The following is a 12,107-nucleotide window of genomic DNA, read 5'->3' as shown; positions in this document are numbered from 1 at the left end:
GGCCGGCCCTTCCCGGCCGGCCCGCAGCGGGCTTCGCCCGTTCCCCCCGCTCTGAGGACCGATTCACCCATGGCACCCCGTCACCCCGCCCTCGCCCGCCTCGCCCCCGGCGAGGGCCGGCTCACCCTCGGCCTGGAACTCCCCCTCGACAACGACTGGGGCCCGTCCCGGCAGGCCACCGACCGTACGGCCGGCCGCCCCCACGGCGTCCCGGACCTCGCCGACCACGCGCGCCTCGCCCGGCTCGCCGACCGGCTCGGCCTCAGCACCGGCCGCAACGCCCTGATCGAGCACCTGGAGACCATGGCGCTGTTCGGGGTCTCGCACGTCTCCTTCAATCTGCGGCCCAACGACCGGCCGGTGGAGGAACTGCTGCAGGAGCTCGCGGAGTACGTCCTGCCGCGCTTCCCCGCATCCGGCGCGTAGGGCCCTTGCATTACCGCGCGTCTGCAATTATTGTTAACGCATGCAAGGCGCGCTCGCATCTATTGCGTGACCCCTTGCGCCCCGCACCCTCCGTTTCGAAAAGGCACCACCATGTCCCTCAAGGAACTCCTCCCCGGCAAGCTCGGCTACGGCACCGCCCCGCTCGGCAACATGTTCCGCGCGATCCCCGACCAGGAGGCCGCCGCCACCGTCGAGGCCGCCTGGCAGCACGGCGTCCGCTACTACGACACCGCCCCCTTCTACGGCGCCGGCCTCGCCGAGGAACGCCTCGGCGAGGTCCTCTCCACCAAGCCCCGCGACGAGTACGTGCTCTCCACCAAGGTCGGCCGCGTCATCCTCGCGGAACTGGAGGAGGGCGCCCGCGAACTCGGCGAGAAGGGCGGCCTGTTCGAGCACGGCAACCCCAACAGGATGCTGCACGTCTGGACCGCCGAGGCCACCGAGCGCTCCATCGAGGACAGCCTCAAGCGCCTGCGCACCGACCGCCTGGACATCGTCTGGGTCCACGACATCGCCCAGGACTTCCACGGCGACCAGTGGCTGGCCAAGTTCGAGGAGGCCCGCACCGGCGCCTTCCGAGTCCTGTCCCGCCTGCGCGACGAGGGCGTCATCGGGGCCTGGGGCCTCGGCGTCAACAAGACCGAGCCGATCGAGCTCACCTTGTCCCTCGACGAGCCACGCCCGGACGGCTTCCTCCTCGCCGGCCGCTACACCCTCCTCGACCACGAGCACGCCCTCCAGCGCCTGCTGCCGATGGCACAGGAGCAGGGCGTCGGCATGGTCGTCGGCGGCCCCTACAGCTCCGGCATCCTCGCCGGCGGCACCCACTTCGAGTACCAGGAAGCCCCTGCGCACATCATCGAGCGCGTCACCCGGCTCAAGGACCTCGCCGCGGAGCACGGCGTGAGCATCAAGGCCGCCGCCCTGCAGTTCTCCCTCGCCCACCCGGTCACCGCCGCGGTCGTCGCCGGCGCCACCAAGCCCAGCCGCATCGCCGAGGACCAGGCGGCGCTCAACGAGACCGTCCCCGCCGCGTTCTGGCAGGAGCTGCGCTCCGCCGACCTCGTCAGCCCGGCCGCCCCGCTGCCGTACGGCGCCTGAACCACCCCCGACCCGTCAGGAAATCCGATCATGGCCTCCACCTCCGTCAGCCGCATCGTCCCCGCCTCCCCCGACAAGGTGTGGAACCTCATCGGCGGCTTCGACTCCCTCCCCGACTGGCTCCCGTACATTCCCGAGAGCACCGCCCTCGAAGGCGGCCGCGTCCGCCGCCTGCGCAATCCCGAGGGCGGGACCATCATCGAGCGCCTCGTCGCCTTCAACGAGGCCGAGCGCCACTACAGCTACGCCATCCTGGAAGCCCCGTTCCCCGTCAACGGCTACGTCTCCACGATCCGCGTCCACGCCGTCCCCGGCCAGGAGAACGCCGCCGAGGTCCAGTGGTCCGGCCGCTTCAACCCCGACGGCGCCACCGAGGACGAGGCCGTGGCCCTCTTCACCACCATCTACCGCGACGGCCTCGCCGCCCTCCACGCCACCGCCGTGCCCGCTGCGGCCCGCCCGTCCTTGACGCCTTCCTGACGCCCCGGGCCGCCTTCCCAGCGCACTCCGTACGCGCGCTCCCCGCGGAGCGGTCGTCCAAGGTCTCTGCCGGCCCGGCAGGAGGGCTCTTCCTCCCGGCGCGCGGCGGTGAGCGCAACACTCGGCGGTGTCCTCACGGCGGCGGGGGCCGGTGGCTTCGTGGTCGTTCCGGTGGATCGCCGACCCCTTGAGCGGCGGCGGTGGTGGCGTGCCAGCTGACGGGGAGGGTGAGCGGTGACTTGCTCGGGGATTCGTCGTCCCAGGCGGGTTCCTGTCCTTCGGCGAGGCGCAGTCGCGGGAAGCGGTCGAGCAGGGCTTCCAGTCCCACGGCCATCTGGGCCCGGGCCAGGTGCGCGCCGATGCAGTTGTGCGCACCCCGGCCGAAGGTGAGGTGCGGGTTCTCCGCCCGGCACAGGTCGAGCCGGTCGGCGTCGGTGAACACCCGTTCGTCGCGGTTGGCCGAGGCGAGGACGGGCAGAACGGCGTCGCCCGCGCGGATCCTGCGGTTGTGCAACTCGATGTCCTCGACGGCCTGGAGGACCACGACGCCGTTCATGACCGGTATGTACCGCAGGAGTTCCTCCACCGCGCCGGGTAGGAGGCCGCGGTCGTCGCGGAGCCGGGCGTACCGGTCGGGCGCGGTCAGCAGGGCCACCACGGCGTCGGCCAGGAACATGGTGCTCGTGCGGTAGCCGGCGACCAGCATCGAGAGTCCGAAGGTCACCACGCTCTCCCTGTCCAGGGTGCCGGGCCCGCACGCGTGGACCAGCCCGGTGAGGACGTCGTCGGCGGGCTCGCGCCGCTTGCGGTCGAGCAGTGACGCGATGTACTCGCGCAGTTCGGAGGTGACCTCGCGGCCCTCGTCCAGGGTGACCATCGCCCCGAGGGCGGAGTCCGCCCTGGGCAGGAAGTACTCGCGGTCCTCGTAGGGGATGCCCACCAGCTCGCACATGGCCAGTAGCGGGAAGGGCTCCAGGAAGCCGCCGACCAGGTCGCCGGGCTGCCCGGCGGCCGTGAAGTCGTCCAGCAGCCCATCGGCCGACCGGCGCAGTCGCGGCAGCCGGCGCCGGACGGAACGGACGCTGAACGGTTCGGCCAGAGCGCGGCGCAGGGCCTCGTGGCGGGGGCCGTTCAGTTCCATCATCGTGATCAGGCCCGGCTCGTCGTCGGCGGCCCGGTCAGGTCGGGGCGGCCAGTCGTTGATGGTCGGCCGGATCAGCCGGGGGTCCGCGATCAGGGCCCGGACGTCCTCGTAGCGGGTGGCGTACCAGGCGGTGGCGCCGATCGGCAGCCGGACCTCCGCGAGCGGGCACTCCCGGCGCAGCCACCCGTACTGCGTGGGCGGGCCCATGGTGCCCGGCGGCGGCAGGGGCAGGTCGATGGCGGGCGGGTCGGCGGCGGGTTGCGGCGGTGAGCTGCTCACTGGCGGTGCTCCCTGGTCGCGTACGAGGTGGCCGGGTGTGAGGTGGCCGCGTACGAGGTGGCCGGGTGTGAGGTGATCGTGTGCGAGGTGGCCGGTCGGGTCTCACCAGCTGACGGGGAGGGTCAGCGGTGACTTGGTCACGGATTCGTCGTCCCAGGCGGGTTCCTGTCCTTCGGCGAGGCGCAGCCGCGGGAAGTGGTCGAACAACGCCTCGACTCCCGCGGACAGTTCGGCGCGGGCCAGGTGGGCGCCGAGGCAGTTGTGGGCTCCTCGTCCGAAGGCGAGGTGGCCCCCGCGGCCCGTGGTCGCGCCGGCCCGCTCCAGGTCGAGCCGGTCGGCGTCGGCGAACACCCGCTCGTCGCGGTTGGCGCAGGCCGGTACGGGAATGACGGCGTCGCCCTCGCGGATCGTCCGCCCGTGCAGTTCGATGTCCTCGGTCGCCAGGAGGATCACGGTGCCGTTCATCACCGGCATGTAGCGCAGGAACTCCTCCACCGCGCCGGGCATCAGCTCCCGGTCGTCGCGCAGGCGGGCCCACAGGCCCGGCCGGTCGAGCAGGGTGTGCGCGGTGTCGGCCAGGAAGAAGCTGCTGATGCCGAAGCCGACGGTGAGCATGGACAGCCCGAAGGCCATCACGTCGTCGTGGGTCAGCTCGCCGTCGTCGCACCGGCGGACCAGCCGGGTCAGGACGTCGTCGCCGGGCCGGTCCCGCTTCCGGGCGATCAGTGCGGCGACGTACTCGCGCAGCAGACCGGTGACCCGGCGCCCCTCCTGCGAGGTCACCATGCCGCCGAGGGCCGCGTCCAGCACCGGGAGGAACCGGTCCCGGTCCTCGAAGGGGATGCCCACCAGGTCGCAGAGCACGAGCAGGGGGAAGGGGTCGGTGAAGCCGGCGACCAGGTCGCCGGGCGGGCCGTTGTCCTCGAACGCGCGCAGCAGTCGCCCGGCCAGCCCGCGGATGCGTGGCAGGTGGTCGCGCACGGCCCGGGAGCTGAACGGCTCGGCCAGCGCCCGGCGCAGGGCCGCGTGCCGGGGGCCGTCGAGTTCGGCGATCGTGACCAGGCGCGGCCCGTCGTCCGCGGGTTGACCGGGACGCGGCGGCCAGTCGTTGATGGTCGGCCTGATCAGCCGGGGGTCCGCGAAGAGCATCCGGACGTCCTCGTGCCGGGTGGCGTACCAGGCGGTCGCGTCCATCGGCAGCCTGACCCTGGCCAGGGGGCAGTTCTCGCGCAGCCGCGCGGACTCCTCGGGCGGCCCCATGGTGCCCGGCGGCGGGAGCGGGAAGTCCAGGACGTCCGGCTCGGCGCCGGCCCCCCGCGCACCGGGCGGCCGTGCGCTCATGCCCGCGCCCCTTCCGGGTGGCGGGGGCAGGGGCGTTCGAGGTAACCGGTGGTGTAGAAGTACTCCAGGTAGCGGTCCAGCAGCTCCGCGTCGACGGGAGGGCAGTGCAGGCCCGAGGTGGCCAGGTCGTGCTCGACGTTGGCCCGCCCGACGGTCGGGAAGGTGCCCTCGAAGTACATCTCCTTGACGGACATGTCGGCCTGTTTGCAGCGGTCCACGCACAGCGAGACGAACGGGGCCGTGGGGCTCGTGGGGTGCTGCGCGACGTGGCGGACGAGCTCGCCCACCCACTCCTCGTAGGGGAGCCGGGAGATCCGGTGGCCGGCCCTGTCCATCCGGTCGAGCATGTCGCACAGGCTCGCGGCGCGGGGGTTGGTCATGTGGTAGGTCCGGCGGGTGGCGCGGTGGGTGGTGGCGATGTGCACCAGGGCGTCGGAGAGGAAGTCCACCGGGACGAAGTCCAGCGGCAGCCGGATGTCGGGGGCGAGCCCGGTCTCGCTGATGGTCTTGAACAGCGAGCAGATCGCGGTGTCGGTGTTGCACGCGCCGGTGTGCCGGTCGCCGGTGATCTCGTACGGACGGTAGACCGCCACCGGCAGGCCCTGGTCCTGGTCCGCGGCGTCGCGCAGCACCTCCTCGGCGACCCACTTGCTCTCGGCGTAGCCCATGGTGAGCCCGTCGGCGTGGTCGAGCGGCAGGTCCTCGTCGACGTGCCGTACGCCGGCGGTTCCGAAGCCGGCGAGCACCGCGATGGTGGAGAGGAAGTGCACCGGCACCCGGCGCCCGGCCGCCAGTCGGATGAGCTCCCTGGTGCCTTCCACGTTGGTGCGGCGCAGCGCGTCGTACGGATAGATGAAGTTGACCTGCGCGGCCGAGTGGATCACCAGGTCGACGGTGTCGGCGAGTTCGTCGGCGCGGCCCGGTTCCAGTCCGAGGCCGGGTTCGGCGAGGTCGGCGGGGAGGCACACGATGCGGTCGGCGGCTTCGGGGGTGGCGAGGCCGAAGCGGGCGAGGTTGCGCATCACCTTCTGCCGGGCGTGGGCGGGGGCCCGGCTCCGCACCGGGCAGCACACCCGGGCGTCGGTGCGGCGCAGCAGCGCGTCCAGGAGGAAGGCGCCGACGAAGCCGGAGGCGCCGGTGAGCAGCACCTCCGCGGGGTGGTGCCAGTCCGGCTCCGGCCCGCGCGGTTGCGGGAGGGTGAAGCCCAGCCGTACCTCGGCGCGGAAGTCCACCGGGCCCGCGTCGGCGTTCACCCTGCCGGGCGGGCCCTGGACGGCGACGACGGCGGCGGTGAAGTCCTCCAGTGTCGGGGAGCGCAGCAGGCTGTGGACGAGGGTGCGGCCGTGCCGGGCGTCGAGGCCGAAGGCGGCCAGCGCACGGGTGACGGCCTCGGCTGCCAGCAGGGAGTCGCCGCCGATGTCGAAGAAGCTGTCGCCCGGCGCCGGGTGCACACCCAGCACCACCTGCCAGATCCGGGCCACCGTGTCCTGCGGGCCGAACGCGGTGCCGTTCACCGCCGCCGGGACGGCAGCCTCCTCGGTCGCCGTCAGCCTGCGCAGCCGGGCGCGGTCGACCTTGCCCCCGGCCGTCACCGGGAACCGCGCGAGTTCCACCAGCCGCGCGGGCACCGCGGCCGCGGGCAGCCAGGTGGCGAGAGCGCTGCGGATGCGGTCCAGGGTCAGTGCCTGGCCGGGGCGGGCCGGGGTCACGTACCCGATCAGGGCGTCGCCCTCCCGTTCGACGACGGCCTCGCCCACCGCGTCGTCCGCGCGCAGCCGCGCCTCCACCTCGTCCGGCTCGATGCGGTGCCCGCGCAGTTTGATCTGCCGGTCCACCCGGGCCCGGTACTCCAGTACGCCGTCCGGGTGCCGGACCACGCGGTCACCGGTGCGGTAGAGGCGCGTACCGGGCTCGACGAGGTCGTCGACGAAGCGCTCGGCGGTCAGCCCGGGGTCGCCGAGGTACCCCAGGGCGAGCCCGTCCCCGCCGACGAGGAGCTCGCCCTCCTCACCGGTGTCGGCGAGCGTGCCGTCCGGGCGCAGCACGTGACAGGTGGAGTTCTCCAGGGGGAGGCCGATCGGCACGGCCGTCGCCTCGGGAGGCAGGTCGTGCAGCGCGTGTGCGGTGGACACCACGCTGTTCTCGGTCGGGCCGTAGAAGTTGACCACGGTGGTGTCCGGGCAGGCCGCCAGTATCGCGCGGGCCAGCTCCGCGTCCATCGCCTCGCCTCCGGCCGAGGCGAACCGCAGGGACCGCAGCGCCGAGGGCCTGGTGCGCGCGATGTGGTGGAACACCCCGGTGGTCAGGTAGGCGATGCTGACCCGCTCGGAGAGCAGCAGCGATTCCAGGGCGGTCGGCGACAGCAGTTCCTCCTGGTCGGCGATCACGATGCAGGCGCCGGCGAGCAGCGCGGGCCAGATCTCGATCGTGGAGGCGTCCGAGGAGAGGCCGTAGGCGTGCAGCACCCGCTCACCGGGCCGCGGCCGCTGCCGGACCAGGTCGGAGGCGGCCAGCCGGACGATGCCGCGGTGCGGGATCGCCACGGGTTTGGGGCGGCCGGTCGAGCCGGAGGTGAACATCACGTAGGCGCAGTCCGCGGGGAGCACCCGGGCCTGCGGCACCGCGGCCGGGGCGGTCGGGGTGGCCGGGACGGTCGGAGCCAGGCCACCCAGGTCGATGCGGGAACGCACGCGCCGGATGCGGCGGGAGCTGCCGGGCAGCGTGACGACGGTGTGCACCCCCGCGTCCTCGGCCATCGCCTGCAGACGCGCGGGTGGTGAGGCGTCGTCGAGCGGGACGTAGGCCGCACCGGTCTTGAGGATGCCCAGGAACGCGACCAGCGCCTCCGGAGAACGGGCCCCGCACACCCCGACCGTGTCGCCGTACCGCACGCCGGAGTCGTGCAGCCGGGCCGCCACCGCGTCGGAGCGGAGCTTGAGTTCGCCGTAGCTGATGCCGAGGCCGTGCTGTACGGAGGCGATGGCCCGCGGGCGGTGCACCGCCCGGGCGTCGAACAGCTCGTGGAGGCAACGATCGCGTGGATACGGCACCGCCGCAGCGTGCTCGGCCGCCTCCTGATGCGTCGTTGTTCGGGTGTTCATCGGGACGTCACGCTCTCTGCCGCACACGGACCGCGCGCGGGAAGCTAGGGTTCGAACTCCTTGGCGAAGGCGGCGAAGTCGGCGGTCCGCCATCTCTCGGGCCTCATGCGGATGAGGACGTCGTCGGCCAGCTGCCGCCGGTTGGCGTCCAGGTACGCCGCCGCCGTGTCCGCGTCCAGATACCGGCGGGCCAGCTCCTCGCGTGCGGCCGGCGGCAGCGGGTCCTCGACGGCCACCACCGGCCCCTCCACGCTGACGTAGCGGTAGGGCGCCGACTCGACCTGCGCGCAGAGGCTGAACCGGCCCGCGCTGCGGATGAGCCGGGCCTTCAGCGTCGTCCGCCCGGTCTGGATCGTCACCAGCCCGCCGGGCCGGTAGGAGTACCAGAGCGGGACGAGCAGCGGTCCGCCGCCGTCGCGCGCGTCGTCCACCCCCAGGATTCCCACGTGCGGGCTGGCGAGGAACGCCTCCCGGGCTTCGACCGACATCCTGAGATCCACTGGTACCGCCTCGATTCGGCAGGAGACGCATCCGGTATCGGCAGGAGACGCATCCGGTATCGATTCGCGCAAGGGAGGGTGAGCCGGCGGGGGCCTCCGGGCGGCCGGCGTGTGACCGCCGCAGGTCTGTGCGGGTCCTCGGTCCTTCTCGTCCGGTGCACACGGCCTTCGGGAACCCGGTGGGGCGGCCAGGGCAGGGCCGGGCTCTCTCCTCCACATTTCCACCACACCCGGGTGGCCCGCATCCTGGCGGCCGCGCACGCAGTGCCTCCGATCCCCCGCCGAAGCGCACGACGGGCGCTCCGGGGGGATCCTGCCAGTGTCGGCCGTCAGGTGGTTCCCGGCTGGTTCCAGGAGAAGGAGGGGCACATGAGGGCGGCCATCCGGGCCGAGGGCCTGGTGAAGGACTTCGGCGACGTACGGGCCCTGGACGGGGTCGACCTGGACGTGCCGGAGGGGACGGTGCTGGGCCTGCTCGGCCCCAACGGCGCCGGCAAGAGCACCACGGTACGGGTGCTCACCACCCTGGTGCGGCCCGACGCGGGCAGCGCCCACGTGGCGGGGGTGGACGTGCTCAAGCACCCCGGCCGGGTCCGCAGCCTGCTGGGCCTCTGCGGCCAGTACGCGGCGGTCGACGAATACCTCACCGGCCGGGAGAACCTCCAGATGGTCGGCGAGCTCTACCAGATGCGGAGCAGGGACGCCAAGGCGCGCGCCCGGGAGCTGCTGGAGTGGTTCGACCTCGCCGAGGCGGCCGACCGGCCGGCCAGGACCTACTCCGGTGGCATGCGCCGCCGGCTCGACCTGGCGGCCGCGTTGGTGGTGCGGCCCCCGGTGATGTTCCTCGATGAGCCCACCACCGGCCTGGACCCGCGCAACCGGCTCGCGCTGTGGGAGGTCGTCGAGATGCTGGCCGCGGAGGGCACCACCCTGCTGCTCACCACCCAGTACCTGGAGGAGGCCGACCGGCTGGCGCACGACATCGTCGTGGTCGACCACGGCCGGGTGATCGCACGCGGATCCGCCGACGACCTCAAGACCAGGACCGGCGGCGAGCGGGTGGAGGTGGTGGTCCACGACCGCGAGCAGATCGGTGCGGCCGTCGCGGCGCTCGCCCCGTACGGTGGGGGCCCGCTCAGCGTGGAGCAGCACACCCGGCGAATCCTCGTGCCGGTGGGCGGGGGCGCCCGGGTGCTCGCCGACGTCATCCGCGAGCTGGACGGGCTGGGCGTCCTCATCGACGACATCGGCCTGCGCAGGCCCACCCTCGACGACGTCTTCCTCTTCCTCACCGGCCACGCGGCCGAGGAGAACGAGCTGGGAAAGCCGCCCCGGCCGGCTTCCGGGGCCGGGCGGCGCCGGTGGACACGGAACGCCCGTGGGAATTCCCGGCGGGGGCTTCGGCGCTCCCACCGGAAGCAGTAACTCCAGCGATGGTCGAAGCAGCGATGGTCGAAGCAGTGATGGTCAAGGGAGTGGAAACCATGGGACAGCTGGATGGGAAGGTCGCCCTGGTGACCGGGGGCTCGGCCGGGATCGGTCTCGCCGTCGTCCGTCGGTTCGCCGCCGAAGGTGCCACCGTCTACCTCACCGGCCGGCGCAAGGCCGAGCTGGACGAGGCCGTGGAAGCCATCGGCGAACGGGCCATCGGCGTCCAGAGCGATGTGTCGAATCTCGACGACCTCGACCGGCTCTTCGCGGCGATCGAGGCACGCAGCGGACGGCTGGACGTCGTGGTGGCCAATGCCGGCGTCGGCGAGCTCGCCCCGCTCGGGAAGATCACCGAGGAGCACTACGACAGGACCTTCGACATCAACGTCAGGGGGGTGGTCTTCACCGTCCAGAAGGCGCTGCCCCTGTTGCCGGACGGCGCCTCGGTGATCGTGCTCGCCTCCACCAACGCGTCGACGGGCGTCCAGGCGATGAGCGTCTACAGCGCCACCAAGGCCGCCGACCGCAACCTCGTCCGCACGTGGGCCGCCGAGCTCGCGGGCCGCGGCATCCGGGTCAACGCCATCAGCCCCGGCCCGATCGAGACTCCCGCCATCCGCAGTCTGATCGCGGAGCAGGCGCCCGCGCTGGACGAGCTCGTCGCCAGGATTCCGCTGGGCCGGATCGGACGCCCCGACGAGGTCGCCGCCGCGGCTCTCTTCCTCGCCTCGGACCAGAGCTCCTTCACCACCGGAGCCGAACTCTTCGTCGACGGCGGCCTCAACCAGGTCTGACCGGCTCGGCGAGGCCGAGGGCGTAGGCGGTGCCGCCGTCGGGGGCGGGTTCGACGGCCAGTTCGCCGTTCACCGCCTCGACGAAGCCGCGTGCCACGATGAGGCCGGCGCCCTCGACGGCCGGGCCGGGGGCCGTCACCCGAGGTGGACCCCTCCGCCAGCTGGTCGAGATCCGGGCCACGAAGTCCCAGGTGGTGCTGCACTCGACCGCCCCCGACCCGGCCGGCACCCTGCGCGTGGCGATCCGCGCCGGCACCGCCCGGTGCCTGGGCCCCGGCCGGCAGGGTGATCAGCCGCTGCTGGCCACCCCGCTGCCGTGAACCCGCCGCGCCGGGCGGCATGGCGGGTCAGGGGCGGCGGTAGGCGAGGGTGGGGTGGGTGTCGGTGATCTGCAGGAGCCGGTCCCCGGTGTCGGTCAGGTCCACCACGGGCCTGGTCCGGCTTCGAGGTCGGCGATCGACCACCACACGTCGGCGCCCGGGCCTTCGTCCTCCAGGTCCTCCAGCTTGGCGACCCTGGCCGGGACGTCGGACAGCATCTCGACGACGGCCGGGTTCTCCTCGCCGGCCAGCCGCAGGTCCGCCACCGCCGAGCGGACCCCGGCGGCCGACGTGCCGACCAGGACCACCAGAGCAGCCGGGGGAAAGATCGCCAGCGCCGCTCCCACGCCCGGCCCCGGCCGTCCGGGCCCGCCTGCTCCCTCCTCGTCGCCAAGGTCGAACGCTCCTACGGCTCCACCCGTCCCGCCGGGGCGTAGGGCTACGCGACGGGCGGGTGGCGGGGATCCCAACTCCCGTCATCCGTCCGCCGGCGGGGTGGTAAATCCCCCTCAACTGGCGCCCCAGCTAAGGGTTTTGGCCTGAACGCGCCTACGTCGCCTCCTCGGCGCCTGCCTACGCTCCCCTCGAACCCCGGCCGCTCCGGCCGTGGGACCGACCCAGGGGGAACACCCAATGCGTATTCGCCACGCCGTCGCCACGGTCACCCTCGCGGCGACCGCCGCGCTCACGATGAGCACCGCCGCCTCGGCCGCCCCGGCCCCGCGTCTCGCCTGCAGGGTGAGCGACCAGGGCCTCCCGGGCAACATCTACAACAACGGCGTCTACGTCGGCCAGGTCGAGCAGCAGTACGACAGCTGTAGCCGGACGGCGATCGCCCACTTCCAGTGGTCCGGCGGTTTCCAGGGAAACGGCTCCCAGGTCAAGGTGTACCTGATGGCGAGCAACGGCTACGCCGGCCAGGCGACCATCGGGGACCAGAGCAGCAAGGACGTCTACGGCTACGTCAACATCCACGCCACTTCCCCGGACATCTGGACGGCCATCGCGTCGCTCGACCAGATCTGCCCCGCCTACAGCACCCAGCACGACTACTCCAACGGCGCCTCCCTGGCGGGCCCGCAGGACAGCAACTGCAGCATCCCCAACCCGTAACCCGTAGCCCGCAGTCCACGCTCCCCGGGTTGCCGGCCGGGGAACCCGGGGGCGCG

Annotated in this window: 13 protein-coding genes; 7 read left to right on the top strand and 6 right to left on the bottom strand. The window is 73.0% G+C overall.

All coding sequences use genetic code 11. From position 1 onward, the window contains the following. Positions 1 to 69: 69 nt before the first annotated feature. The 3 genes from ACFV6I_RS10480 (at position 70) to ACFV6I_RS10470 (ending at position 2,028) form a co-directional block, all read left to right on the top strand. Positions 70 to 426 (top strand): hypothetical protein, encoded by a 357-nt coding sequence (locus tag ACFV6I_RS10480; RefSeq protein ID WP_380345436.1) that lies wholly within the window; start codon positions 70 to 72, stop codon positions 424 to 426. A 111-nt stretch (positions 427 to 537) separates the two neighbouring features. Next, complete coding sequence (locus ACFV6I_RS10475; protein WP_380424389.1) at positions 538 to 1,548, top strand: aldo/keto reductase; 1,011 nt, start codon at positions 538 to 540, stop codon at positions 1,546 to 1,548. 30 nt (positions 1,549 to 1,578) lie between these two features. Next, positions 1,579 to 2,028 (top strand): SRPBCC family protein, encoded by a 450-nt coding sequence (locus ACFV6I_RS10470; RefSeq protein WP_380424387.1) that lies wholly within the window; start codon positions 1,579 to 1,581, stop codon positions 2,026 to 2,028. 133 nt (positions 2,029 to 2,161) lie between these two features. Here the strand turns inward: ACFV6I_RS10470 and ACFV6I_RS10465 are convergent, their stop codons facing one another. The 4 genes from ACFV6I_RS10465 to ACFV6I_RS10450 form a co-directional block, all read right to left on the bottom strand. Continuing rightward, on the bottom strand, positions 2,162 to 3,451 hold the full coding sequence (locus ACFV6I_RS10465) for a cytochrome P450 (RefSeq protein WP_380424385.1): 1,290 nt from the start codon (positions 3,449 to 3,451) through the stop codon (positions 2,162 to 2,164). Positions 3,452 to 3,553: 102 nt separating this feature from the next. Then, positions 3,554 to 4,792, bottom strand: a complete 1,239-nt coding sequence (locus tag ACFV6I_RS10460; RefSeq protein WP_380424383.1) for a cytochrome P450 — start codon at positions 4,790 to 4,792, stop codon at positions 3,554 to 3,556. Next, the gene (locus ACFV6I_RS10455; protein WP_380424381.1) at positions 4,789 to 7,842 is read right to left on the bottom strand and encodes an amino acid adenylation domain-containing protein; all 3,054 of its coding nucleotides are present in this window, start codon (positions 7,840 to 7,842) and stop codon (positions 4,789 to 4,791) included. Before ACFV6I_RS10455 ends, ACFV6I_RS10460 begins: the two co-directional genes overlap by 4 nt. A 95-nt stretch (positions 7,843 to 7,937) precedes the next feature. Next, positions 7,938 to 8,381: a pyridoxamine 5'-phosphate oxidase family protein gene (locus tag ACFV6I_RS10450; protein ID WP_380424379.1), complete on the bottom strand. Its 444-nt coding sequence runs from the start codon at positions 8,379 to 8,381 to the stop codon at positions 7,938 to 7,940. A 381-nt stretch (positions 8,382 to 8,762) separates the two neighbouring features. Here ACFV6I_RS10450 and ACFV6I_RS10445 point away from each other — a divergent pair, with 381 nt between their 5' ends. Together ACFV6I_RS10445 and ACFV6I_RS10440 are read left to right on the top strand one after the other, a co-directional pair. Beyond that, on the top strand, positions 8,763 to 9,818 hold the full coding sequence (locus ACFV6I_RS10445; protein WP_363378669.1) for an ATP-binding cassette domain-containing protein: 1,056 nt from the start codon (positions 8,763 to 8,765) through the stop codon (positions 9,816 to 9,818). Between the two features lie 59 nt (positions 9,819 to 9,877). After that, the gene (locus ACFV6I_RS10440; protein ID WP_380424377.1) at positions 9,878 to 10,618 is read left to right on the top strand and encodes an SDR family NAD(P)-dependent oxidoreductase; all 741 of its coding nucleotides are present in this window, start codon (positions 9,878 to 9,880) and stop codon (positions 10,616 to 10,618) included. Here the strand turns inward: ACFV6I_RS10440 and ACFV6I_RS10435 are convergent. Further along, complete coding sequence (locus ACFV6I_RS10435; protein WP_380424375.1) at positions 10,605 to 10,757, bottom strand: hypothetical protein; 153 nt, start codon at positions 10,755 to 10,757, stop codon at positions 10,605 to 10,607. The two genes, ACFV6I_RS10440 and ACFV6I_RS10435, sit on opposite strands and share 14 nt — an antisense overlap. A 52-nt stretch (positions 10,758 to 10,809) precedes the next feature. Between ACFV6I_RS10435 and ACFV6I_RS10430 the strand changes: the two genes are divergently transcribed. Continuing rightward, positions 10,810 to 10,938: a hypothetical protein gene (locus ACFV6I_RS10430; protein ID WP_380375035.1), complete on the top strand. Its 129-nt coding sequence runs from the start codon at positions 10,810 to 10,812 to the stop codon at positions 10,936 to 10,938. Between the two features lie 95 nt (positions 10,939 to 11,033). On the opposite strand, the gene ACFV6I_RS10425 is transcribed toward ACFV6I_RS10430, so the two are convergent. Beyond that, entirely contained in the window at positions 11,034 to 11,285 is a 252-nt protein-coding gene (locus ACFV6I_RS10425) for a hypothetical protein (protein ID WP_380345417.1), read from the bottom strand. 286 nt (positions 11,286 to 11,571) lie between these two features. Here ACFV6I_RS10425 and ACFV6I_RS10420 point away from each other — a divergent pair, with 286 nt between their 5' ends. After that, on the top strand, positions 11,572 to 12,051 hold the full coding sequence (locus ACFV6I_RS10420; protein WP_380424373.1) for a hypothetical protein: 480 nt from the start codon (positions 11,572 to 11,574) through the stop codon (positions 12,049 to 12,051). Positions 12,052 to 12,107: the final 56 nt, after the last annotated feature.

Source organism: Kitasatospora sp. NPDC059803 (assembly GCF_042732255.1).
GTDB lineage: Bacteria > Actinomycetota > Actinomycetes > Streptomycetales > Streptomycetaceae > Kitasatospora.
Note: the sequence above shows the minus strand (reverse complement) of the source record. Positions and strands in the feature narration are given on the sequence as shown.